This window comes from Streptomyces sp. NPDC091282 (assembly GCF_044757385.1).
In the GTDB taxonomy this organism is placed as follows: domain Bacteria; phylum Actinomycetota; class Actinomycetes; order Streptomycetales; family Streptomycetaceae; genus Streptomyces; species Streptomyces gramineus.
Genome location: NZ_JBIVUX010000005.1, coordinates 280,565 through 302,506, shown reverse-complemented (window position 1 = coordinate 302,506; position 21,942 = coordinate 280,565). Strand labels below are relative to the sequence as shown.

At 70.3% G+C, this 21,942-nt stretch carries 21 protein-coding genes and 1 riboswitch; of the genes, 9 read left to right on the top strand and 12 right to left on the bottom strand.

Annotated features, from left to right (window positions below; genetic code table 11):
- Window positions 1–2: 2 nt before the first annotated feature.
- Window positions 3–461 carry a MarR family transcriptional regulator gene (locus tag ACIQOE_RS24785; protein ID WP_362639896.1) on the bottom strand — a complete coding sequence of 153 codons (459 nt, stop codon included), beginning with the start codon at window positions 459–461 and terminating at the stop codon, window positions 3–5.
- A gap of 138 nt (window positions 462–599) precedes the next feature.
- Between ACIQOE_RS24785 and ACIQOE_RS24780 the strand changes: the two genes are divergently transcribed.
- Window positions 600–1,808, top strand: a complete 1,209-nt coding sequence (locus tag ACIQOE_RS24780; protein WP_401413797.1) for an MFS transporter — start codon at window positions 600–602, stop codon at window positions 1,806–1,808.
- A gap of 52 nt (window positions 1,809–1,860) precedes the next feature.
- Here the strand turns inward: ACIQOE_RS24780 and ACIQOE_RS24775 are convergent, their stop codons facing one another.
- Entirely contained in the window at window positions 1,861–2,727 is an 867-nt protein-coding gene (locus tag ACIQOE_RS24775) for a GNAT family N-acetyltransferase (RefSeq protein WP_401413795.1), read from the bottom strand.
- Window positions 2,728–2,918: 191 nt separating this feature from the next.
- On the opposite strand from ACIQOE_RS24775, the gene ACIQOE_RS24770 reads away from it, so the two are divergent.
- Window positions 2,919–3,551 (top strand): HAD-IB family phosphatase, encoded by a 633-nt coding sequence (locus tag ACIQOE_RS24770; protein WP_362639891.1) that lies wholly within the window; start codon window positions 2,919–2,921, stop codon window positions 3,549–3,551.
- Window positions 3,552–3,857: 306 nt separating this feature from the next.
- The gene (locus tag ACIQOE_RS24765) at window positions 3,858–5,276 is read left to right on the top strand and encodes a globin domain-containing protein (RefSeq protein WP_401413791.1); all 1,419 of its coding nucleotides are present in this window, start codon (window positions 3,858–3,860) and stop codon (window positions 5,274–5,276) included.
- A 4-nt stretch (window positions 5,277–5,280) separates the two neighbouring features.
- On the opposite strand, the gene ACIQOE_RS24760 is transcribed toward ACIQOE_RS24765, so the two are convergent.
- The 5 genes from ACIQOE_RS24760 to ACIQOE_RS24740 all read right to left on the bottom strand — a co-directional run bounded on the left by ACIQOE_RS24760 (window position 5,281) and on the right by ACIQOE_RS24740 (window position 9,000).
- Window positions 5,281–5,763, bottom strand: coding sequence for an NUDIX hydrolase (locus tag ACIQOE_RS24760; protein WP_351316452.1), 483 nt, complete (start codon window positions 5,761–5,763; stop codon window positions 5,281–5,283).
- An 86-nt stretch (window positions 5,764–5,849) separates the two neighbouring features.
- The gene (locus ACIQOE_RS24755; protein ID WP_401413789.1) at window positions 5,850–6,755 is read right to left on the bottom strand and encodes a LysR family transcriptional regulator; all 906 of its coding nucleotides are present in this window, start codon (window positions 6,753–6,755) and stop codon (window positions 5,850–5,852) included.
- A gap of 230 nt (window positions 6,756–6,985) precedes the next feature.
- Window positions 6,986–8,128: a cystathionine gamma-lyase gene (locus ACIQOE_RS24750; protein WP_401413786.1), complete on the bottom strand. Its 1,143-nt coding sequence runs from the start codon at window positions 8,126–8,128 to the stop codon at window positions 6,986–6,988.
- The gene (locus tag ACIQOE_RS24745; protein WP_401413783.1) at window positions 8,125–8,616 is read right to left on the bottom strand and encodes a low molecular weight protein-tyrosine-phosphatase; all 492 of its coding nucleotides are present in this window, start codon (window positions 8,614–8,616) and stop codon (window positions 8,125–8,127) included. Before ACIQOE_RS24745 ends, ACIQOE_RS24750 begins: the two co-directional genes overlap by 4 nt.
- 6 nt (window positions 8,617–8,622) lie before the next feature.
- On the bottom strand, window positions 8,623–9,000 hold the full coding sequence (locus tag ACIQOE_RS24740) for a phage holin family protein (protein ID WP_351316440.1): 378 nt from the start codon (window positions 8,998–9,000) through the stop codon (window positions 8,623–8,625).
- Window positions 9,001–9,060: 60 nt separating this feature from the next.
- On the opposite strand from ACIQOE_RS24740, the gene ACIQOE_RS24735 reads away from it, so the two are divergent.
- The 4 genes from ACIQOE_RS24735 (at window position 9,061) to ACIQOE_RS24720 (ending at window position 11,294) form a co-directional block, all read left to right on the top strand.
- The gene (locus ACIQOE_RS24735; protein WP_351316437.1) at window positions 9,061–9,378 is read left to right on the top strand and encodes a cupin domain-containing protein; all 318 of its coding nucleotides are present in this window, start codon (window positions 9,061–9,063) and stop codon (window positions 9,376–9,378) included.
- A 168-nt stretch (window positions 9,379–9,546) separates the two neighbouring features.
- The gene (locus ACIQOE_RS24730) at window positions 9,547–9,759 is read left to right on the top strand and encodes a DUF5326 family protein (RefSeq protein ID WP_351748160.1); all 213 of its coding nucleotides are present in this window, start codon (window positions 9,547–9,549) and stop codon (window positions 9,757–9,759) included.
- Between the two features lie 211 nt (window positions 9,760–9,970).
- Window positions 9,971–10,759, top strand: a complete 789-nt coding sequence (locus tag ACIQOE_RS24725) for an IclR family transcriptional regulator C-terminal domain-containing protein (protein WP_365559096.1) — start codon at window positions 9,971–9,973, stop codon at window positions 10,757–10,759.
- Between the two features lie 97 nt (window positions 10,760–10,856).
- Window positions 10,857–11,294 carry an SsgA family sporulation/cell division regulator gene (locus ACIQOE_RS24720; RefSeq protein WP_351316428.1) on the top strand — a complete coding sequence of 146 codons (438 nt, stop codon included), beginning with the start codon at window positions 10,857–10,859 and terminating at the stop codon, window positions 11,292–11,294.
- 202 nt (window positions 11,295–11,496) lie between these two features.
- Here the strand turns inward: ACIQOE_RS24720 and ACIQOE_RS24715 are convergent, their stop codons facing one another.
- The gene (locus ACIQOE_RS24715; RefSeq protein ID WP_401413779.1) at window positions 11,497–13,050 is read right to left on the bottom strand and encodes a YibE/F family protein; all 1,554 of its coding nucleotides are present in this window, start codon (window positions 13,048–13,050) and stop codon (window positions 11,497–11,499) included.
- Between the two features lie 71 nt (window positions 13,051–13,121).
- Window positions 13,122–13,299: riboswitch (TPP riboswitch) on the top strand.
- On the opposite strand from ACIQOE_RS24715, the gene thiC reads away from it, so the two are divergent.
- The gene (gene thiC, locus ACIQOE_RS24710) at window positions 13,292–15,094 is read left to right on the top strand and encodes a phosphomethylpyrimidine synthase ThiC (protein ID WP_363012964.1); all 1,803 of its coding nucleotides are present in this window, start codon (window positions 13,292–13,294) and stop codon (window positions 15,092–15,094) included. It overlaps the preceding riboswitch by 8 nt.
- A gap of 138 nt (window positions 15,095–15,232) precedes the next feature.
- The gene (locus ACIQOE_RS24705; protein ID WP_401413777.1) at window positions 15,233–16,522 is read left to right on the top strand and encodes a DUF4241 domain-containing protein; all 1,290 of its coding nucleotides are present in this window, start codon (window positions 15,233–15,235) and stop codon (window positions 16,520–16,522) included.
- A gap of 85 nt (window positions 16,523–16,607) precedes the next feature.
- Here the strand turns inward: ACIQOE_RS24705 and ACIQOE_RS24700 are convergent, their stop codons facing one another.
- The 4 genes from ACIQOE_RS24700 to ACIQOE_RS24685 form a co-directional block, all read right to left on the bottom strand.
- Complete coding sequence (locus ACIQOE_RS24700; RefSeq protein WP_401413775.1) at window positions 16,608–17,834, bottom strand: serine hydrolase domain-containing protein; 1,227 nt, start codon at window positions 17,832–17,834, stop codon at window positions 16,608–16,610.
- A 161-nt stretch (window positions 17,835–17,995) separates the two neighbouring features.
- A complete protein-coding gene (locus ACIQOE_RS24695) occupies window positions 17,996–18,865 on the bottom strand; it encodes a hypothetical protein (protein ID WP_399011845.1) in 870 nt (289 codons plus the stop codon).
- A gap of 180 nt (window positions 18,866–19,045) precedes the next feature.
- Window positions 19,046–20,134, bottom strand: coding sequence for a metallophosphoesterase (locus ACIQOE_RS24690; protein ID WP_351316410.1), 1,089 nt, complete (start codon window positions 20,132–20,134; stop codon window positions 19,046–19,048).
- Window positions 20,135–20,440: 306 nt separating this feature from the next.
- Window positions 20,441–21,553, bottom strand: coding sequence for a LacI family DNA-binding transcriptional regulator (locus ACIQOE_RS24685; RefSeq protein WP_351316407.1), 1,113 nt, complete (start codon window positions 21,551–21,553; stop codon window positions 20,441–20,443).
- Window positions 21,554–21,942: the final 389 nt, after the last annotated feature.

The following is a 21,942-nucleotide window of genomic DNA, read 5'->3' as shown; positions in this document are numbered from 1 at the left end:
GCCTATGCGGGCACGTTCAGCGATTCCACGACCCGTACCAGGGGAGCCAGCTCGGGGTTCCTGGCCGCCTCGTCGAGGGCCTCGCGCAGCGCGGTGTCGTTGGTGGGGCGAGCCTCTTCGAGCAGCCGCAGCCCCGTCTCGGTGACGTTCGTGTAGATGCCGCGCCGATCCGTCGGGCAGAGGTAGCGCTCCAGGAGGCCCCGGTCCTCGAGGCGGGTCACCAGCCGTGTGGTGGCGCTCTGGCTGAGCACGACGGCGTCGGCGACCTGCTTCATCTGCAGATGGCCGCCCTCGTCGTCGTGCTGCCGGCTGAGGACGTCCAGCAGGGAGTACTCGCGCACGCTGAGGTCGTGCCTGGCCTGCAGGGCGCGCTCGATGTGCGCCTCGATCCTCCCGTGGAGCAGGGAAAGTGCGCACCAGCCCTGGGCTAGGGCGGTGAGCGCTGGGTCCGTCGCTGTCATTGGCGTGTTCCTCCGTCCCGGAGCGGCTGAACCCAGGATAGAGCAGACGCGCAATATCCGGCGGTTGCATTTAGCCCGCGTCTGCAATTAATGTGGACGCACGCTAAGCGCACCTGCAATCGTCTGGGAAGGTCTTCCATGCCTCTCGCGCTTCTGGCCCTCGCGATCGGGGCCTTCGGAATCGGCACCACCGAGTTCGTGATCATGGGTTTGCTGCCCGAGGTCGCCGGTGACTTCGGTGTCTCCATCCCCACCGCCGGCCTTCTCGTGACCGGCTACGCGCTCGGTGTGGTGCTGGGCGCCCCGCTGATGACCGTCCTCGGCACCAAGGTCCCGCGCAAGCGGATGCTGATGCTGCTGATGGCCCTGTTCGTCGCGGGCAACCTGGTGTCCGCCCTCGCCCCCTCCTTCGCCGTCATGCTGATCGGCCGCGTGGTCGCCTCCCTCGCCCACGGCGCCTTCTTCGGCATCGGCTCAGTGGTGGCGGCCGAACTGGTCGCGCCGAGCAAGAAGGCCGGGGCCATCGCCATGATGTTCACCGGGCTCACCGTCGCCAACGTCATCGGTGTCCCGCTCGGCACCCTGGTGGGACAGCACGTCGGCTGGCGCGTGACCTTCGGCATCGTCGCCGCCCTCGGTGTGGTCGGCCTGGCCGGCATCGCCAGGCTGGTGCCCGAGCTGCCCAAGCCGGAAGGCGTGCACCTGCGGCACGAGCTGGCCGCGTTCAAGAACACCCAGGTCCTGCTCGCCATGGCGATGACCGTCCTCGGGTTCGGCGGTGTCTTCGCGGCCATCACCTACATCGCGCCGATGATGACCCACGTCGCCGGCTTCGCCGACGGCTCCGTCACCTGGCTACTGGTCCTCTTCGGCCTCGGGATGGTCGGCGGCAACCTCGTCGGCGGCAGGTTCGCCGACCGGGCCCTGATGCCCATGCTGTACGTGTCCCTGGGCGCCTTGGCCGTCGTCCTCGCCCTCTTCACGGTCACCGCGCACAACAAGATCGCGGCAGCGGTGACCGTCGCCCTGATCGGCGCCCTGGGCTTCGCGACCGTACCGCCGCTGCAGAAGCGCGTCCTCGACCAGGCGCACGGCGCTCCCACCCTGGCGTCGGCGGTGAACATCGGCGCCTTCAACCTCGGCAACGCCCTGTCCGCCTGGCTCGGCGGCATGGTGATCGCCGCCGGATTCGGCTACACCTCCCCCAACTGGGTCGGCGCCGCCCTCGCCGCGGCCGCCCTCGTCCTCGCCTTCCTGTCGGCCGCGCTGGAGCGCCGTGATGCCGTCCCGAGCCCGGCGACCGCGGACGGTGCGCGGGAGGCACGGCAGGAGTCGATGCACCACTGAGCCGTCCCGTCGCCTCCTCAGGGAGGCCGACGGGCGCCGTGCGGGCGGAGCCTCAGCCCGCCGCCACCGTCAGCGGCGCGAACCGCCGGGTCCAGTCTCCCGGCACCTCCGTGATGCCGTAGGTCATGACGGAGTTCATGGCGACCGAAGCCAGCCCCCGGTCCTTGGCCCAGGCCAGCAGGTCCTCGTGACGGACGTCGATGTCGGTGCGCAGCGGCCGGTCGGTGTGGGCGGCGAGCGACGTGACGAGGGACTTCGCCGTCTCCGTGTCGCGGGCGATCAGCGGTCCGACGACGTGCGTGTCCATGTTGGGCCAGGCGGCCGCGAAGCCGACGATCTCTCCGCCGTCCACGGCCACCCGCAACTGGTCGGAGAACGCGGGCAGGCGGGCGATGAGAGGCGTGCGGTCGGTGCCGAACACCTCCTCGTCCAGCCGCAGGATGGCGCCGAGGTCCTCGGCGTTGGCCTTCCGTGTCGCCACGCGGGACTGCGGGCCGCCCGGCGTGAAGAACCCGGTCAGCATCTCCGAGCGTCCCGTGGTCTTGAACCCCAGCTCCTCGTAGAGCGGACGGCCGTAGGGGGTCGCGTACAGGGTCAGGGGGACCGTCCCCATCGCCGAGACGACGTGCCGCATCAACCGGCGTCCGACACCCTGACGAGCGTGCCGCGCGGCCACCAGGACCATGCCGATCGCACCGAGATCCGGACGTTCCCCTGAGCCGTACTCCGTGACGACGCAGGCGGCGACCAGGCCTCCGGCGGGGTCGTCGATGCCGTGCCCCGTCCCGGCCGACAGGAGCAGCCGCCACTTGTGTTCCTCGCGCGGCCACCCCCGGTCCTCGGACAAGTCGGCGCAGGCGGTGAGGTCGCGTGGCGTCAGCCGGCGAATGGGCAGAGTGGCGACGGCAGGAGTGGGCACGCAGGTCAGGCTGTCCGACCGGCAGCCGTGGCGTCCACCCGTTTCGAGGGAGACGCACGGGGTTTTGGCCATGCGGTAGCCCCGTGCACAACCTCTGGACAGACGGGGGACGTTTCACGTGAAACATCGCCTCACAGTCGCTGCCCGGGACCTGCCCAGGACGAGGTGGCTTCCCAGTAGCCTCGGGAGGCATGGCGAGACTTCACCTCTTCGATCTCGACGGCACGTTGCTGCACGGCACCTCCGCTCCCGTCGAGATCTCCCGTCAACTCGGTCTGGAAGCGGAGACGGTAGAGCTTGACCGGGTGATGTCGGCGGGCCGGATGACCCCGCCCGAGTACGCGGCGCGGGTCTACGCCCTCTGGGCCGAGCTGACCGTCGCGGAGGTGGCCGCCGCGTTCGACGGAGCGCCCTGGCTGGCCCGCATCCGGGATGTCTGGGCCGAGATCAGGGCAGCGGGCGACTACTGCGCGGTGGTCTCGCTCTCGCCCTCGTTCTTCGTGGAGCGGCTGTTGGACTGGGGCGCCCACGCGGCCTTCGGGTCGCGCTTCCCCGCGGTGCCCTTCGTCGATCCGGTGGATCCGGCGGGCCTTCTCGACGCCGCGGCCAAGGTGACCATCGCCGACCGCCTGTGCGCGGAGTTCGGAGTGGGCCGGGCGGACTGTGTCGCCTACGGGGATTCCCTGTCGGACCGTGAGTTGTTCCGCGTGGTTCCGGTCTCCGTGGCGGTCAACGCGGACGGACATCTAGCCGGTCTCGCGACGTACTCGTACACGGGCCAGGATCTGTGGGATGCCTACGAATTGACTCGTGGCGTCCGGTAGTTGAGGGACCTTGTGGTTCGCCCGTTGTCGGATTGGTGGGGGAGACAGGGGGAACTTGTGTGGGAGGCGGCGGCCGGTAGGGTCGACTCCGGTTCCTGTCCGGGAGGAGTTGTCCCGCCGGGAGCGACTGCGGTCCATGTCACACTTTCGCCGTACTTGTCCGTACGCGTAAGAAGCGCGGGTTCAATGGGGTCGTGTGTCGGCCACAGGCCGGACCGGGAAGAGCCAGCCGTCAACGGGGGAAGACCAGCACCTTCCGAGTGAAGTGCGCAGACCGACCGAAAGATGTTCGAGGCGAGGCACACCATGGATGCTCCGACCACCACGTCGGCGGGCAACGACGGGGCCGGCGGCAGCAGCTGGTTCACGTCCCCCAGCAAGGCGGCCCCGGTCGAGCCCGCCGCCGAACATCCGGTCGTGGGACCGGGCGGTCGGCAAGAACCGTCTCAGGGCCGTCCTCCCGCGCCGGAAGGGGCTCAGGCGCGAATACGGCCCACGGAGGAGCCCGGCGGCCTCCAGAGCCCCGCTCAGGGCCCGCCGGTCGGGCAGCACGCCCCCGCGGCGGGGCAGCGGATCCCGCCGCAGCGCGCCGCGCAGCCGGGCACGGGGGCCTCCCCGGACGCGGCACGCATCCAGAACACCATGGCCGAGGTCGGCCCGGTCGCCGACAAGGTCACCTCGTACTTCTACGCGCTGCTCTTCGTGCGCCATCCCGAACTGCGTTCCCTGTTCCCGGCCGCCATGGACACCCAGCGGGACCGGCTGCTGAAGGCGCTGCTCACCGCGGCCGAACACATCGACAACACGCCCGTCCTGGTCGAGTACCTCCAGAACCTGGGCCGCGGCCACCGCAAGTACGGCACCCGCCCGGAGCACTATCCGGCGGTCGGCGAGTGCCTGATCGGTGCGTTGAGCAAGTACGCCGCGGCCGTCTGGGACCCGGAGACGGAGGCGGCCTGGGTGCGGGCGTACACGACGATGTCCCAGGTAATGATCGACGCGGCGTCGGTGGACGAACTGCGCGCGCCGGCCTGGTGGCATGCGCAGGTCGTCGCCCACGACCTCAGGACCCCGGACGTCGCGGTGATCACGGTCCGCCCCGACCAGCCGTACCCCTTCCTCGCCGGGCAGTACACGAGCGTGGAGACGCCCTGGTGGCCACGGGTCTGGCGGCACTACTCCTTCGCCTCCGCGCCCCGTTCGGACGGGCTGCTGACGTTCCATGTGAAGGCCGTGCCGGCGGGCTGGGTCTCCAACGCGCTCGTGCACCGCGCCCGTCCCGGTGACGTCATCCGCCTCGGGCCGCCCGTCGGCTCGATGACCGTCGACCACACGAAGGACAACGGACTGCTCTGCCTGGGCGGCGGCACCGGCATCGCCCCCATCAAGGCGCTGGTCGAGGACATCGCCGAACGCGGCGCCCGCCGACCGGTCGAGGTGTTCTACGGCGCCCGCACCGACTACGACCTGTACGACATCGACCCCCTGCTCCGGCTCCAGCAGAGCCACCCCTGGCTCTCGGTCCGCACGATCGTCGACCAGCAGGCGCACCTCCAGCTGCCGGACGCCATCCGCACGTACGGATCGTGGAGCGAGTACGACGCCTACCTCTCGGGGCCGCCCGGCATGATCCGCAACGGTGTGCACGCCTTGCGGGACGTCGGCATCCCGGCGCACCGCATCCGGCATGACTCGGTCGAGGAACTGGTCGTCGTCGGCGACTGATCCGTCACCCGAGGTCGGGGGCGTGCATGGCCCGTACGCCTTCGATGTTGCCGTCGAGGTAGTGGCGCAGGGAGAGCGGCACGAGGTGCACGGAGGCGATGCCGACCCGGGTGAACGGGACGCGCACGATCTCGTACTCGCCGGCGGGCTCCTCGATCTCGGGGCCGTGCCGCAGAGCCGGGTCCATGGACTCCAGCCGGCAGACGAAGAAGAGCTGCACCTTCACACCGGTGGCACTGCCGGTGTCGCCGATGTGCTCCACGGTGTCCACGAAGCACGGCACCACGTCGGTGATCTTGGCGCCGAGTTCCTCGTGCACCTCGCGGTGGAGGGCGTCGACGACAGTGGTGTCCTCCGGTTCGACCCCGCCACCGGGGGTGACCCAGTAGGGATCGACACCTGGCTTGGTGCGCTTGATCAGGATCAGGTCGTCGCCGTCCAGGAGAACGGCGCGTGCGGTGCGCTTGACCACGGGTCGGACGGTCATGGGAGAAATGTGGCCCAGCTCGTTCCACGTGAAACATCGCGAAGCGCCACCGTGCGGCCGCAGCGCGTCAACACCGCCTGATCTGGTCAGCCCCAGTCCGCGGCGGCGTGGTGGAGCCACTCGTGTGCCCGCGCCACATGCGGCATGGCGAGCGTGCCGGTCCGCACCGCCAGGAAGTAGGTCCGCAGCGGGGGGATCGCGGGCTCGTGCAGCTCCTGGACCTCGCCGCGGCCCAGGGCGGCCGCGCACAGATAGCGGGGCAGCACGGCGAGACCGGCGCCCGCGACCGCGCAGGCGAGAACGGCCCGCAGATCGGGTACGACGACGGTGCCGGAGGCGGCCGGCCGGGCGTCGAAGACGGAACCCCAGTAGCGCGAGACGAAGGGCAGCGACTCGTGGACCTCGACGACGGGCAGGTTCTCCAGGACCGGCGCACCCTTGTCCCGTACCGTCCCGGCGCCGATCTCCTCGGCCCAGCGGGGAGCCGCGACCAGAACGTGTTCCTCATCGCAGAGGGCGGTGGCGGTGAGCAGGGCGCCGCGCGGCCGGACGGTACTGATGGCCAGGTCGTGGTGGCCTGCGGAGAGCCCCTCCAGGGTCTCCTCGGCGTTGCCGAACGAGGCGCGCAGCGCGAAGGCCTGGCCGTCGTCGGCGGCGAGCTCCGAGAGGGCGGGCAGGGCCCGCTCGGCGGTGAACTCGGGCGGGCCCGCGAGATGCAGGGTGCGCACGGAGGAGTCGTCGTGGCGGCCGCGTTCCGCTATCTCCACGAGGGCGTCGAGGTGCGGTGCGGCTTTGTGGGCGAGTTCGTCACCGATGGTCGTCGGGGTCACCCCACGGGCCTGGCGCAGGAAGAGCGGACGGCCCAGCTGTCTTTCCAGGGTGCGGATCTGCGAGGTCACGGCCGGCTGCGAGAGTCCGAGCAGGGCGGCGGCGCGGGTGAAGGAGCCGGCCCGGTGCACGGTCACGAAGGTCCGCAGCAAGGCCAGGTCCATCGTTCGCCCTTCCCTTCGCCCTGCCCCGTGCCGGCCCTCGGGGCAGGTCCCCAACTATAAATAAGTCGATAGGTCTCTGCCCCTACAGTGATTGGACACTGACGCAGAGTCAACTAGCCTTGGTCGCGCGGTTCTTGACGCGCGAGAACCGGGGCGGTCCGAGCCACGAGGGGGGAGGCTCGGACCGTCCGACATGCGTAGCCGGATCGGCCCGAGCGTCCGTAATCCGGTCACTGCCCCGACTCGTCGAGGGCACGGAGCACGTCGGCCACCAGATCGTCGGGATCCTCCGCCCCGACCGACAGCCGGATGAAGCCCTCCGGTACGTCGTCCCCGCCCCAGCGCCGCCGTCGCTCGGCCGTGGAGCGCACCCCGCCGAAGCTCGTCGCGTCGTCGACCAGCCGCAGGGACTCCAGGAAACGGTCGGCACGCGCGCGCGTGGGCAGCGCGAAGGAGACCACCGAGCCGTAGCGCCGCATCTGCTGTGTGGCGATCTTGTGCGCGGGATCGTCCGGCAGTCCCGGGTAGCGCAGCCCGGTCACCTCCGGCCGCTCGCCGAGTGCTTCGGCGAGCACCAGTGCGGTGGCGTTCTGCCGGTCCACGCGCAGGTCCAGGGTGGCCAGGGACCGGTGGGCCAGCCAGGCCTCCATGGGCCCGGCGATCGCACCGATGATCTTGCGCCACCGGCGCACGGCGGCCATGGCCTGAGCGTCGCGTCCGCAGACGTAGCCGAGCAGGACGTCGCCGTGCCCGGTGAGCTGCTTGGTGCCGCTGGCCACGGAGAAGTCGGCGCCCAGCACCAGCGGCCGCTGGCCGAGCGGGGTCGCGAGGGTGTTGTCCACGACGACGAGGGCGCCCCGCGCGTGTGCCTCCACGGCCTGCCGCCGGATGTCGCACACGTCGAGCCCGGGGTTGCACGGCGACTCGATCAACAGCAGCTTCGCCCCGTCCAGGACGTCGAGCTGGGCGTCGCCCGCGGTCGCAGCGGTGCGCACCTCGATGCCGTAGGCCTCCAGCTGGGCGCGGACCAGCGGCAGCACCTGGTAGCCGTCGGACGGCAGTACGACCGCGTCCCCGGCGCGCAGCTGCGAGAAGAGCACGGCGGAGACGGCCGCGAGGCCCGAGGCGAACACCAGTGTCTCGACGTCCTCGCCCGGCGCCTCCAGCTCGCCGATGGCGCGCTCCAGGTGGGTCCACGTCGGGTTCTCGTCACGGCCGTAGGCGTACGGCCCGCTGACCTCGCCGGGCAGGTGGAAGTGCGCGGCGAACACCGGACCGGGCAGGGTCGGTTCGTTCTTGACCGGCTCGGGCAGTCCCGCGCGCACCGCGCGCGTGCCCTCACCCGTCACCGGGCCGGAGTCGGATTCACTCATGCCGCCGTTCCCTCCACTTCGTCGCGTACGGCGGCGAGCAGTCCCTTGCTCGCCGCCTCCACCATCTCAAGACACTCCTCGAAGCCGTCCAGACCGCCGTAGTACGGATCCGGTACGTCGAGGTCGCCGGCGGCACCGGGGTCGTAGGAGCGCAGGAGCCGTACCTTGCGGGCGTCCTCGTCGGTGGGGGCGAGGGCGCGCAGCGCCTTGAGGTGGCCGGAGTCGAGGGCGATCACGAGGTCGAGGCGGTCGAACCAGGACGCCTGGAACTGGCGCGCGGTGTGCTCGCCCTCGTAGCCGTGCTCCTCAAGGACGCGGACGGTGCGCGGGTCGGCGCCGTCGCCCTCGTGCCAGCCGCCGGTGCCGGCACTGTCGACCTCGACACGGTCGTCGAGCCCGGCCTCGGCCGACCGGGCGCGGAAGACGGATTCGGCCATCGGGGAGCGGCAGATGTTGCCCGTGCAGACGAAGCAGACGCGGTAGGTCATCGGGGGTCAGTCCGTGTCGGGAAGGATCATGTTCAGGGCCCAGGACACGATCGAGATGATCAGGCCGCCGAGCACGGCCGTCCAGAATCCCTGCACGTGGAAGCTCAGGTCCAGCTTGTCGCAGACCCAGGAGGTCAGCAGCAGCATCAGCGCGTTGACCACCAGGGTGATCAGGCCGAGCGTGAGGATGAACAGCGGGAAGGTAAGAATCTTGACGATCGGCTTGACCAGGAAGTTCACCAGACCGAAGACCAGGGCGACCAGGATCAGCGTCCAGACCTTCTTGGCGGTGCTGTCGCCGGTCAGGGTGATCTTGTCGAGCAGCCACACGGCGACGGCGAGGGCGCCCGCGTTGGCGATCGTCTTGACTAGGAAATTCATCATGTGTCTGATCGTGGCAGAAGAGATCCGATGCAAGCAGTGAGGCGAGGGCGAACGACGGCGATGAAGGCATTCCGGCTGGACGAACTGGAGGCGGAGCGCGCCGCCAACGACGGGGCCTACCTGCAGTTCCTGCGGGAGAGGAACATGTCCGTCGGCCTCTACGCCCTGGACGCGGGCGCCCAGGACCCGCAGAACCCGCACGGCCAGGACGAGGTCTACTTCGTCGTGAGCGGCCGCGCCGCGATCACCGTCGGCATGGAGACCACCCAGGTGGCCCGGGGCAGCGTCGTGTACGTGCCGGCCGGTGTGGCCCACAAGTTCCATCACATCAGCGAGGACCTGAGGGTTCTGGTCGTCTTCTCTCCGCCCGAGGCCTGATGCCCGCCCTCAGGGTTCCCTAGGGGAGAGGTCAGGGGAGGACGGGGGATCAGAGGCCCCCGGACGCACCCTTCGCGGCTCTAGCATCGTGTGCAGGACATCGCATCGTGCGGCACGCACGAGACGACCGTACGTGCCGAGGCGCACGGGAAAGCAGAGGGCAGGGCAATGCGAGAGATCTTCACGGGTCTGCCGTGGTGGGTGAAGTGGATCGCGGTGCCGGTGATCGCGCTGGTGGTGTTCGGCGGTCTGATCGGCTCCATCGTCGGCTTCCTGGCCTACCTGCTCTTCAAGCTGCTGATCTTCGTGGCGCTGGTCGGTGGTCTCATCTACGTCGTGCGGAAGTTCATGTCGAACTCCTCGTCGAAGAGCGACTGGTGAGCACCGTGGGAATCGGTGACCGGTAACAGGAATCGCCTGTTCCCTCGGGGGAGGGAAGTTTCGCGCAGAGGCCGACCCGGAGCGGCGGCAGACGGTTAGAGTCGCTGACCCCCTCGCGCTCCGGGAGTGACCCTTGGCCACGCTTGACGCCACCTCCGCACCCACGGAACATCCCCCACCCCCCACCCAGCGCCGGTCCAGCACGCCCCCCGTGCAGCGGCCGGCCTCCCCGCCCGACCCCGCGCAGCCGCACTCGGCCACCCTCATCGGATCCGTGCGGCGCGCGATGCGCCTGCTGGAATGTGTCGCCGGACACGAACACGGCGCCCCCGCCAAACAACTGGCGCGCGAGACCGGCCTCGCGCTGCCCACCGCCTACCACCTGCTGCGCACCCTCGTCCACGAGGGCTATCTGCGCCGGGACAAGGGATTCTTCTTCCTCGGCGAGGCCGCGGAGCGGCTGAGCAGCAGCGGAGCGCAGCAGAAACGTCGCAGCGCGGTCGTCGACACCCTCGCCCACTGGCGGGACGCGATCGGCGCTCCGGTGTACTACGCGATGTACCGGGACGGTGAGATCGAGGTCATGTGCGTCGCCGACTCGCCGGGCACTCCGGCGGTCGAGGAATGGGCCGACTTCCGCGAGACCGGCCACGCGCACGCCGTCGGCCAGTGCCTGCTCTCCCAGCTGGACGAGAACGCCCGCCGTGACCATCTCGACCGGTACCCCTTGCAGACGCTCACCCCGTACACCGTCCGTGACAGCCATACGCTGCTGCGGCGGCTGGAGCGGACGCGGCGGATGGAACCGGTGATGGAGCGTCAGGAGTACGCGCTGGGCGCGGTGTGCGCGGCGATCCCCATCACCGTCGGCACCACGGCGGCCACGGTGGCCATCTCCCTGCCCGTCCACCAGGCGGACCGGCTGCTGCCCGCCGCGCGGCAGCTGCAGGCCGAGGTGGGACGGCATCTGGGCTCGCTGGCGATCGCTATCAGTATCTGAAAACTCACTCCTTGTGATCTGCTGTGTACGTTCAGCAAGATTTGACCACCATCTCAGGGATAAACCGGCCAGTCGGTGCCATATGACGGGGTAGGCGATGCGCGAGTCCGTACAAGCAGAAGTCATGATGAGCTTTCTCGTCTCGGAGGAGCTCTCCTTCCGCATCCCCGTGGAGTTGCGCTACGAGACCAGTGATCCGTATGCCGTACGGCTCACCTTCCATCTGCCCGGGGACGCGCCGGTGACCTGGGCCTTCGGCCGTGAGCTGCTGATCGACGGGGTGGGCCGGCCCTGCGGGGAGGGCGACGTGCACATCGCCCCCGCCGACTCCGAGGTGCTGGGCGAGGTGCTGATCAGGCTTCAGGTCGGCTGCGACCAGGCGGTGTTCCGGTCGTCGGCGCCGCCGCTGGTGGCCTTTCTCGACCGTACGGACAAGCTGGTGCCCCTGGGGCAGGAAGGGGCGCTCGCCGACTTCGACGCGCATCTCGAAGAGGCCCTGGACCGCATCCTGGCCGAGGAGCAGAGCGCGGGCTGAAGCGTTACGGCACAGCCGCGTGCCGCTCCGCCGTGTCGTGCGAGGACGCGCAGTAACGCTTCTGCGCGTCCCCGGCTCGACCTTGGCCCCTCTGCCCGCCGACGCGGGCCCGCTCCCGGCGCACACCGCGACCTGAGGCGCACACCGCGCCTCAGCGCCCGCACCGTGCTCCCTGAGCGTGCTCACCGCCTCAGGGGCGCCCTCACCGCTTCCTGCGCCGCCCCCGCCCGCCGCGCGCCGGAACCTCCGCGGAGGCGACCGCCTCCCTGCCCGGCCGGTCGGCCGACACCACCAGGGCCGCGAGCAGCGTGGTCACCGGCACCGAGGCGACCAGGCCGATCGAGCCGACCAGGGTGCGCACGATCTCCTCGGCCACCAACTCGCTGTTGGCCACGGTCGCCACGCTGCTCTGCGCGATGGAGAAGAGCAGCAGCAGCGGCAGCGCGGCGCCCGCGTAGGCCAGGACCAGGGTGTTGACCACGGAGGCGATGTGGTCGCGGCCGATGCGGATGCCCGCCCGGTACAGCCCGCGCCAGCCCATCGTCGGGTTGGCCTCGTGCAGTTCCCAGACGGCCGAGGTCTGGGTCACCGTCACGTCGTCCAGGACACCGAGGGAGCCGATGATGACGCCGGCCAGGAGCAGACCGCTCATGTCGATCGACGGGTACAGGCCGTGGATCAGGCCGGTGTTGTCATCGGTGTTGCCGGTGAGCGCCGCCCAGTCGATGAACTCCGAACCGAGGACGCCGATCAGGCACAGCGACACCAGTGTGCCGAGGACCGCCACCGAGGTCCGGGCCGACAGGCCGTGGCACATGTACAGCGCGATCAGCATGATCGCGCTCGACCCGACCACCGCCACCAGCAGCGGATTCGAGCCCTGCAGGATCGCCGGGAGGATGAACAGGGTGAGCACCATGAAGCTGACGGCGAGCGCGACGAGGGCCATCACACCGCGCAGCCGGCCCACCACGACGACGGCGAGCGCGAAGATCCCGGCCAGCAGCGCCATCGGGAACTTCCGGTTCACGTCGGTGACCGAGTACTGCAGATCCCTGGGCGCCGAGGGCTCGTAGGCGACCACGACCTTCTCGCCCTCGTGCAACTGCCGCGACTGGTCGGGCTGCACGATCTCGGTGAACGTGCGGCCCGTGTCCTTTCCGGTACCGACCCGGACCGTTGCCTTCTTGCAGGTGCCGTCCTCCGGCTTCGCCGAGTCGCCCTCGCCGGTGGAGGTGTCCCCGGCCGAGCCTCCCCCGGAGGCGTTGACGGACTTGCAGCTGACCGAGATGACCTTCGTCACCGTGGCCTGCTGGGTCTGGCGGTCGAAGCCGACGCCGGTGCGTTCGTGCGGCGGAGCGCCACCGGGCCACAGCACCGCGAGGCCGACCACGACCGCGGCGGTGAAGGGGATGAGGATCGCCGCGATGACCTTGCGCAGGTGCTTGGAGACCGGCGTGGCGGGTCCATGGCTGTGGCTGTGCGAGTGACCGTGTCCGCCGCCTGCCCCGGAACCGCCCTGACCGGAGCCCTGACCCGGCGGGTGGCCGTGGGAGTGGCCGTCGTCGTGACTGTGGGCGTGCCCCTGGTCGTGCACGCCGTCCCGTCCGTGGCCCTGCGTGTGCGTGCCACCCGGTCCGTGGCCGGGTCCGTCACCGGCACCATGGCCCCCGTGGCCGGTTCCCCCGCCCTGCCCGGCGCCGTTGCCACGCCTCGGGTCGGGGGGCGGATAGGGGTGCTGCTGTGTCGTGGTCACCGCCAGATCATCGCAAGAACGACAGGGGCCCTCTGTTCACCGCGCCCGAATTGACGCTAGCGTGGAGGCACCTTTGCACACGCGGGAGCTCGGAGCACCGGGCTGAGAGGGCGCTGACCTCCGTATTCGCGATGTTTCACGTGGAACGAGTGATGTTTCACAGGAAACGCCGCCCGACGGAAGCCGCTGCGTCGACCGCCGAACCTGTTACCGGGTAATGCCGGCGTAGGGAGTAGGTCTCATGACCAACAAGGACGTACGCACGCCTGCCTCCAGTCAGGACGAATCGCCCGTTCCGGGTGAACCGTCCACGGAGGCCGGGAAGTCCATCGGCTGGCACAAGGGGTATGTCGAGGGTTCGCGCCCCGACCTCCGGGTGCCGGTCCGTCAGGTGCATCTCACCAACGGGCAGTCGGTCACGCTCTACGACACCTCCGGCCCGTACACCGATCCGCTCGTCGGGACCGACGTCCGCAGGGGCCTGCCGCCGCTGCGGGAGAACTGGATCATCGCCCGCGGGGACACCGCGGAGTACGCCGGGCGCCCCGTCCGCCCCGAGGACGACGGGATCAAGCACACCGCTCCGCGTGGCGGGCTGCGCAACCTGGACGCGGTCTTCCCGGGCCGTCCGCGCCAGCCGCGCCGCGGCCGGGACGGTGAGGCGGTCACGCAACTGGCCTACGCCCGCCGGGGCGAGGTCACCCCGGAGATGGAGTACGTGGCCATCCGGGAGAACGTCTCCCCCGAGGTCGTCCGTGAGGAGATCGCGGCGGGGCGGGCCGTGCTGCCGGCCAACGTCAACCACCCGGAGATCGAGCCGATGATCATCGGTAAGCGGTTCCTGGTGAAGGTCAACGCCAACATCGGCAACTCCGCGGTGACCTCCTCCATCGAGGAGGAGGTGGAGAAGATGACCTGGGCGACCCGCTGGGGCGCCGACACGGTCATGGACCTCTCCACCGGCCGCAACATCCACACCACCCGCGAGTGGGTACTGCGCAACTCCCCCGTCCCCATCGGCACCGTGCCGCTGTATCAGGCACTGGAGAAGGTCGACGGCCGGGCCGAGGAGCTGACCTGGGAGATCTACAAAGACACGGTGATCGAACAGGCCGAGCAGGGCGTGGACTACATGACCGTCCACGCGGGCGTACGGCTGCCGTACGTGCCGCTCACCGCCAACCGCAAGACCGGCATCGTCTCGCGCGGCGGTTCGATCATGGCGGCCTGGTGCCTCGCGCACCACAAGGAATCGTTCCTGTACGAGAACTTCGAGGAACTCTGCGAGATCCTCGCCGCCTACGACGTCACGTACTCACTGGGCGACGGCCTGCGCCCCGGCTCCATCGCCGACGCCAACGACGAGGCCCAGTTCGCGGAGCTGCGCACGCTCGGGGAACTCAACCGGATCGCCAGGCGTTTCGACGTACAGACGATGATCGAGGGCCCGGGCCATGTCCCGATGCACAAGATCAAGGAGAACATCGACCTTCAGCAGGAGATCTGCGATGAAGCTCCGTTCTATACGCTCGGCCCGCTGACCACGGACGTCGCGCCCGCGTACGACCACATCACCTCCGGCATCGGTGCCGCGATGATCGCCTGGTGGGGCACGGCGATGCTCTGCTACGTCACGCCCAAGGAGCACCTGGGCCTGCCCAACCGGGACGACGTCAAGACCGGCGTGATCACCTACAAGATCGCCGCCCACGCGGCCGACCTCGCCAAGGGCCACCCGGGCGCGCAGGAATGGGACGACGCGCTGTCCGACGCCCGCTTCGAGTTCCGGTGGGAGGACCAGTTCAACCTCGCCCTGGACCCGGACACGGCCCGCGAGTTCCACGACGAGACGCTCCCGGCGGAGCCCGCCAAGACGGCGCACTTCTGCTCGATGTGCGGACCGAAGTTCTGCTCGATGAAGATCTCCCAGGACATCCGCCGCGAGCACGGCGGAAGCCGGGGTGAGATCGAGGAGGGCATGGCCCAGAAGTCCAAGGAGTTCGCGGCGAGCGGGAACCGGGTGTATCTGCCCATCGCCGACTGACATCCGGGCGGTGCTCGGGGTCGGCCGATCCGGGCACCGCCTGTCCTACCGCTCGTCCACAGCGCCCCGGCCGTTGTCACATGCCGCGCCTATGGTTCCTCGAAACGGCGGGAGCAGGATCGGCGCAGCTCGGGAGGCATGATGGGCGATGGTGAGCAGACGGTGAAGGTGTCCTTCGCGCAAGGATGGGACCTCGCCTCCCGGACCGTGGTCCACCCGCTCTCGCGCTCAGAGGCCGAGGCACGGGACCGTGCGGGGCAGCCCTACGTCATGGTCCACCGGCTGGAGGGCCGCACCTCACCGGTCGAGGTGCACCTGGTGGCCTGGGGCGATTCTCACGTGGGCGCATGGGTGTACGACGATCAGGGTCGGCGAACCATGGAGGTCGACTGGCGCCTGCTCGAACCCGGGCGTCTGTTTCTGCGCCACGTCGGGCAATGGCGCTATGACACCGAGGGGCAGGCCGAGTTCGCCCCCGAAGCCGGACGTAGCTACGTGGATCTCTTTCCGGATGGCAAGGGGAGCAGGGTGAGCCGGCCGAAGGGGGACAGCGGACCGTCGCACCACACGCCCGCGAACATCCCCGAAGAGGAGCGGTGGCATGCGCGGGAGGCGTTCGGCGTACGCGGGGTCGGGCAGCTGCTCCTGTCGCAGCCGTTGCCCTCGGGGCAGCAGCCGGAGTTCGTGGACGCCACCGGGAGCGGGACCGACGCATGGGGCGCGCACCGCGCCGCCGATGCCCGTCCTTCCCTCTGGCGGCCTCCGCGTCCGGCTCGACGAGCCCATCTCGACGAGCTGTTCGAGCCGGGCACACGGATCGCGACGAGCGTCGAGCCGGAGATGACGGTCAGCGCGATCTTGGACATCGCGACTCTTCGCCTGCCCAGCGGCAGGCTGGTCGTCGCGGATCCGCTCACCGAGGGCCGCGGCGCCGGCCGCGAGTTGTCCGAGCGGATCCCCCCGGGTGAGTACCGCGTGCAGGCTGCCGTGGTCGCTTTTGAGAGCGAGTACGAGGACGTGCGCACGGCTGTGAAGGAGGAGGTCGCCGTCCGCCTCCTGCTGGCGGAGGAACCAGCCGCTTCCTGGGAGCCGGCACTGGCCGAGGGCGACGACGTCAGGCTGTTGCGTGAGAACGAGATATACGGCTTCGACACGGACGGCGCCGCGGGAGCCTTCGCCGATGCCTCGGGGTGGGAAGGACTCGCGGACCGTTACCGGCGCTACCTCGTGGAGCAGGAGGACGACGCCGGAGAGACCGTCAGCGACGGGTACGTGCGCACCACGGATCAAGCGACCGGCGGTGACCTCGTATCTTTCTGCACCGACGGAGACGGCACGCATCCGGTGTGGCTGGGACGTGCGAGCACGGGAAAGCCGGTGAGCGTCGTGGTCGTGGTCGGCCGGCTGCCCGACCTGCGCCTGCTCTGAGCGCCCCGAGTCCCGGCGGCCCTCGCGGCGAGCGGGAGCCGGGTCCCTCTCCCCGTCGTGGACCGAGCCGGCGCAGGAGGCGGGGTCAGGCCTTAGGCGGCCGGGTGCACAGGGCGTGGTCGATGAGGGCGTTCGTCGCTCGGTTGAGGGCCGGCAGGTCCGGTGGGGCGGTGGTGGTCGTCAGGGAGACGGTCACCGCGCGTCTGCCGTCGGCGCTCACCGCGGGGCGGGTGTTGACGCCCGCTCCGTCGCCCTCGTGGGTGTAGTAGAAGCCGCCGCAGGAGAGCGGGATCTCGCGCAGCCCCAGGCCGTAGGTGCCCTCGGGCATCTCGGCCACGTCCTCCGGGTCGTCGGTCCGTTCCACGAACTGCCGCATCTCCCGCCACTGCGCGGCGGGCAGCAGCTCTCCGCCGGCCAGGGCCCGGAAGAAGGTGTTCAGGTCGGCGGTGGTGCTCACCACACCGGAGTCCGCGGTGTGCTGAAGGCTGTGCTCGGTGACGTCGAGCCGCTCGCCGTCGGCGCCCGTCAGGTACGCGCGCACATAGGGGCCGGGCAGGAACGGGTCGAGACCGGGGACGGAGGTGTCGCGCAGTCCCAGCTTCGCGATCACCCGGTGCTCGACCAGCGCGTCCCAGGGAGCGCCCCCGGCCTTCTCCGCGATCATCCCGGCCAGCAGGTAGTTGGTGTTGGAGTACGCCCACCGGGTGGGTCCGTGCGGCTCGGGCACGAAGGCCGGCCGGTGCCGCATCGCCACCGCGACCAGGTCGGCCGCCGGCGTGGTGTCGTAGCGGTTCTCGTCGAAGTGGTGGAGCAGCCGGTCCTGGATGTCCGGGTCGTCGATGTAGTCGTACAGCCCGCTGGTCTGGCGGAGCAGGTCGCGGACGGTGATACGGCCGCCGTCGTTGCCGTTCCCGGTGACGACGCCTGGCAGCCAGTGCTCGACGGTGTCGTCGAGCGACAGCCGATTCTCCGCGACGAGTTGCAGGACCACGGTCGCCACGAACGTCTTCGTCGTGCTCGCCACACGGAAGTGCGCGTTCCACGGGACCGGGGCCGAGGAGCCGGCCGTCCTGGTCCCGATGCGTGCCATGAGCGGAGGCCCGTCGGCCCGGTCGACCCTGGCCAGCACGTTCACGTCACCGCCCCCGGCCTTCCGTACCGCGGCCAGGTCCCGCCGGAGCGTGTCCTGGTCGTACGCGTGCCGTGCGGCCGTGTGCCCCGCGGCGGCGGTGGCGAGAGCGGGCGAGCCGAGCGCGAGCAGCGCTGCTGCCAGCACGGCTGCCCCGGCCTTCCTCGACGACGGCTTGTGCATGTCCGAATCCCCCGGTCCTCTGAGTCCTGGTCGGCGTCGATCACCAGCTAACCGGGACAGGAGACGTCGGAGGATGGGACTGTCCTCCCCATGCAGGGTGTACCCAGCCCCCCTTCGCCGCCGGGTGTCCGGCCTGCGCCCCCGCCGGGGCGCAAGCCGGGTTATTCCGGCTGGTGTTCGGGCCCCCCGAAGTCCGGGCTGGTGTAGTCCGGGCTCGTGAAGCTCGGCCGGGGGGCGGGCGCGGCGCCGTCGTCGGTGCTGAAGCCGGGACGGCCGTAGCCGAGCCGCGGCATCCGGCTGCCGGGACCCGACGGGGTAGTGCGGCGCAGCTCGGCCGTGCCCGGTCCCGCGGCCAGCGCCTCGCGCAGGAAGGGCAGGATGCCGCGTTCGAGCAGGGCGTCCCGCCAGGCGTCGCGGGCCTTGGAGACCTCCCCGCCGGGTTCACCGTAGGCTCCGGCCTCCAGTGAGGGACTGTTGCGCAGTGCGGTGAGCAGCAGCCCCGCGCCGGCCATGAGGATGGCGGCCGCGGTCACGACGCCGAAGACCCAGCCCGCCGTGAGCATGGTCTGGGCGAACGCCGGAGCCGGATCCAGCATCTTCAGGACGTAGCCGACGAGCAGGAAGATCGCGGCGGCGGTGCCGGCGAGCACGGGCGCCAGGACCAGGGCGAGGGCGAAACCGCCGGCGCCGGTGGTCTCGGCGGCCTCGCCGAGGGTGGTGGCGAGCCCCATGGCGCCGCCCGTGGCCGGCTCCGCGGAGCCGGACTCGTGGACGGTGGACGGGGTGGACCGCGCGGGGTTGCGCAGTTCCTCGCGGACCTTCACGTAGTGCTGGTACTCGGCCGCCGCGGCCGCCGCTATCAGGGCGGTGGCGTTGAGCGCCATGGTGCGCAGCTGTTCGGTGTTCAGAGGCCGGCCGGCGCCGGCCAGTTCGGGACGGTAAGGGGCGGAGCGCAGCGCCTCATCGAGGATCCGCTCGTATTCCTGGCGGTCCTCGCTGTGCAGGTGCTGCGGAACGCTGTTCATGTGCATCCCCCGATGCTCCGTAGGGCTGGTGGCTCGCACGCCGGCGAACCGTCGGGCAGAAACGGAGGGGAGCCTGCTACGGATAAACCGATGGTAGAGCCGTCAAGGCACGCGGTGACAGGGGGTTGCCGGAAATTGGGGGTGGCCCGCGTGTGACGTCGGGGTACAGAACAGCGCGCCGAACCCTCAGACGTCCAGTGGAAGTTGCCTGACGAGCAGCTTTCCGGCCATGGTCACTCCGCCGTCCATGGCGATGGCCAGCCCGTCCGCGTAGACGTGCGGTCCTTCCACCACGGGACCCGCGTTCTCCTCGCCGTCCTCGGAGCCGACTTCCCCGAGCAGATAGGGAATCGGGCTGTGTCCGTGAACGATGCGGGTGCCGCCGTACGTATCGAGAAGGGAACGGACGGCGTCTGCACCCCCCTCGTCGCGGAAGGAGAACCGCTTGGTGAACTTGCGGAACAGGTCCCAGACCTCGTCCGCGTCATTGCGGGTGATGGTCTCGCGGACCGTGTCGTTGACCGCCTCGATCGAGTCCCCGTAGTCGAGGTAGGCCGTGGTGTCGGAGTGGACCAGCAGGTAGCCGTCGACCTCCTCGACCGCGTCCAGGCGGGCCATCCACTGCAGGTGGTGGTCCTGGAGCCGGTCCATGTCGGTCTTCTGGCCGCCGTTGAGCAGCCAGGCCGCCTGGAAGGTGGCGGTGCCCGCGCCCGAGTTGACGGGCGTGTCGCCGAACCGCTTGGCGCCGAGCAGCAGCAGCTCGTGGTTGCCCATGAGGGCCTTGCAGTAGCCGCCGGCCGCGGCCGCCTCGGCGGACAGCCGCATCACCAGGTCGATGACGCCGATGCCGTCGGGGCCGCGGTCGGTGAAGTCGCCGAGGAACCAGAGCCGGGCGGTGCCCGCGCACCACTGCCCGTCGGCGTCGATCAGCCCCTGCTCGCGCAGCGCGCCGAGCAGTTCGTCGACGTAGCCGTGCACGTCGCCGACGACGTACAGCGGGCCGTTACCGGTCGCCGTCCGAGCGGCCGGATCGGGGTCCGGTTCGACCGGCAGCTGGACCGTGTCGCCGCGGTTGATGACGGGCAGGTCGCGCTGGGTGGGCGTGTACCCCTCGGGATATCCGTCCGGGTACGGCTCGTCGAGCGGCGGGGCGGCCTCGCCCGGGTGGGTGCTCTCGGCGTACGGACCGGTCTCGTTGACGTACGCGGGCACCCGGAAGTCGCGCAACGTCGCCGTTCGTTCCGCCTCGGGTCCCTGACCGGCCCCCTGAGTCATCAGACCCCTCCACCATCGCGCCGCAGCTGCACCGCTTCGGACTGCCTGGTCGCAGCGGCCCGCGGTGTCGTGGGCCCATCATAGGAACGCCCGTCGCGCCGTGTGATGACCCAGGGGTGGTGAATCGGAGCAGGACTCCACTTCAGCGCGGCTTTCGTCCCGGTTGGGCGGGGGTTCGGCCGCGCGCGGGCCGCTCGCCGGCCGTCTTGTGACGACGGCCGGCAGGCGCGTCGGCCGCCTCCGCACGCGTACCGCCCGGCCGGGCGTGCGTGCGGGGCGTCCGCGCGTGGGCAGGAGCCGTTCGTGCTACTCCTCCTCCGGTGCCCGTGGCGGGCTGACCGTGGTGCGCGGCGGACGTCGCTGGGAGGAGGTGCGCACGATCAGTTCGGTCGGTATCACCTGCTCGACCGGCTGGTCCGACTCCACGCCCTCGATCGCGTCGATGAGCAGCTGCACCACCGCCGTCCCGATCCGGCGCGGCTTCAGCGAGAGCGTGGTGATGGGCGGCTCGGTGTTGGCGTACACGGTCGACTCGCTGCAGCACACCAGCAGCAGGTCGTCGGGGACGCGCAGTCCGTAGCGGCGGGCGGCGGCGAGCAGGTCGGTGCCGTTGGGGTCGAAGAGGCCGTAGACGGCGTCGGGGCGGTCCGGGCGGGCCAGCAGCCGGTCGGCGGCGACCGCGCCCGCGCACGGGTCGTGCGCCGGATAGGCCTCGTAGACGGGGTCCTGGCCGACCCGTTCGCACCAGCGCAGGTAGGCGGTGGTGGACAGGTGGGTGTACGTGTCCGTCGTGGTGCCCGTGAGCAGGCCGATCCGGCGGGCGCCCGCGTCGGCGAGATGGTCGAGGATGCCGAGTACGGCGGCCTCGTGGTCGTTGTCCACCCAGGCGGTGACCGGGAGCTCGCCGGCCGGACGGCCGTCGGAGACCACCGGCAGGCCCTGCCGGACCAGCTCGCTGACCACCGGGTCCTGGTCGGAGGGGTCGATGACGACCGTGCCGTCCAGGGCGACGTTCGACCACACGTCGTGGCGCGAGGTCGCGGGGAGGATCACCAGGGCGTAGCCGCGGGCGAGCGCGGCCGAGGTGGCGGCCCGTGCCATCTCGGCGAAGTACGCGAACTCGGTGAAGGTGAAAGGTTCATCCCCGTACGTGGTCACGGTCAGGCCGATGAGTCCCGACTTGCCGGTACGGAGGGTGCGGGCGGCGGCCGAGGGGCGGTATCCGAGCCGGTCGGCGACCTCGCGGACATGGCGCCGGGTGGCATCCGGGAGCCGGCCCTTGCCGTTGAGGGCGTCGGAGACGGTCGTGATGGAGACCCCGGCGGCGGCGGCGACGTCTCTGATGCCCGCTCGGCCCGGCCGGCTGCCTCGCCGGGAGGTTTCCGCGCGGCTCACCTGGTGCTTCCCTGCTGCTGTCATGGCGAGCCGATAGTAGGGCTCATGCGGTGGGGTAGTGCGGACGCATATGCACGCGTTGACAGGCACGTTTCTGCAAGGTCAAAGCGGGTCAACTACCTTAGAAAAAAAGTCAGTTGAACGATCCAATAGGGAGACGTGTCGTGTCGGCACGCATGGGCCTGCCAAGTGCCCGATGTCTCGAAGAGGTCTCAACTCACCTTCACGGGTGATGCGCGCTACGGCGCGAGCCACCGGCGCGTAGATATATGTAGGGCGCGCCCCCGAAAAATGCGCCTTCGTGTCGTGTTGCCCGTGATGCCGGTGGGACGGACGAGGTCAGGCCCTCACCTACCGGGTCGCACCGCTCCTGTACGCAGCGGAGCCGAATCCTCATAAGGTAAGCAGTATTG

What these genes read in the sequence shown, in the direction of transcription:
- thiC (WP_363012964.1), top strand. Translation starts at nt 13,292, where the DNA reads ATGACCAACAAGGACGTACGCACGCCTGCCTCCAGTCAGGACGAATCG.
- ACIQOE_RS24755 (WP_401413789.1), bottom strand. Translation starts at nt 6,755, where the DNA reads ATGGACCTGGCCTTGCTGCGGACCTTCGTGACCGTGCACCGGGCCGGC.
- ACIQOE_RS24740 (WP_351316440.1), bottom strand. Translation starts at nt 9,000, where the DNA reads ATGATGAATTTCCTAGTCAAGACGATCGCCAACGCGGGCGCCCTCGCC.
- ACIQOE_RS24760 (WP_351316452.1), bottom strand. Translation starts at nt 5,763, where the DNA reads ATGACCGTCCGACCCGTGGTCAAGCGCACCGCACGCGCCGTTCTCCTG.
- ACIQOE_RS24745 (WP_401413783.1), bottom strand. Translation starts at nt 8,616, where the DNA reads ATGACCTACCGCGTCTGCTTCGTCTGCACGGGCAACATCTGCCGCTCC.
- ACIQOE_RS24685 (WP_351316407.1), bottom strand. Translation starts at nt 21,553, where the DNA reads ATGACAGCAGCAGGGAAGCACCAGGTGAGCCGCGCGGAAACCTCCCGG.
- ACIQOE_RS24735 (WP_351316437.1), top strand. Translation starts at nt 9,061, where the DNA reads ATGAAGGCATTCCGGCTGGACGAACTGGAGGCGGAGCGCGCCGCCAAC.
- ACIQOE_RS24765 (WP_401413791.1), top strand. Translation starts at nt 3,858, where the DNA reads ATGGATGCTCCGACCACCACGTCGGCGGGCAACGACGGGGCCGGCGGC.
- ACIQOE_RS24780 (WP_401413797.1), top strand. Translation starts at nt 600, where the DNA reads ATGCCTCTCGCGCTTCTGGCCCTCGCGATCGGGGCCTTCGGAATCGGC.
- ACIQOE_RS24720 (WP_351316428.1), top strand. Translation starts at nt 10,857, where the DNA reads ATGCGCGAGTCCGTACAAGCAGAAGTCATGATGAGCTTTCTCGTCTCG.
- ACIQOE_RS24705 (WP_401413777.1), top strand. Translation starts at nt 15,233, where the DNA reads ATGATGGGCGATGGTGAGCAGACGGTGAAGGTGTCCTTCGCGCAAGGA.
- ACIQOE_RS24695 (WP_399011845.1), bottom strand. Translation starts at nt 18,865, where the DNA reads ATGCACATGAACAGCGTTCCGCAGCACCTGCACAGCGAGGACCGCCAG.
- ACIQOE_RS24770 (WP_362639891.1), top strand. Translation starts at nt 2,919, where the DNA reads ATGGCGAGACTTCACCTCTTCGATCTCGACGGCACGTTGCTGCACGGC.
- ACIQOE_RS24690 (WP_351316410.1), bottom strand. Translation starts at nt 20,134, where the DNA reads ATGACTCAGGGGGCCGGTCAGGGACCCGAGGCGGAACGAACGGCGACG.
- ACIQOE_RS24700 (WP_401413775.1), bottom strand. Translation starts at nt 17,834, where the DNA reads ATGCACAAGCCGTCGTCGAGGAAGGCCGGGGCAGCCGTGCTGGCAGCA.
- ACIQOE_RS24730 (WP_351748160.1), top strand. Translation starts at nt 9,547, where the DNA reads ATGCGAGAGATCTTCACGGGTCTGCCGTGGTGGGTGAAGTGGATCGCG.
- ACIQOE_RS24785 (WP_362639896.1), bottom strand. Translation starts at nt 461, where the DNA reads ATGACAGCGACGGACCCAGCGCTCACCGCCCTAGCCCAGGGCTGGTGC.
- ACIQOE_RS24750 (WP_401413786.1), bottom strand. Translation starts at nt 8,128, where the DNA reads ATGAGTGAATCCGACTCCGGCCCGGTGACGGGTGAGGGCACGCGCGCG.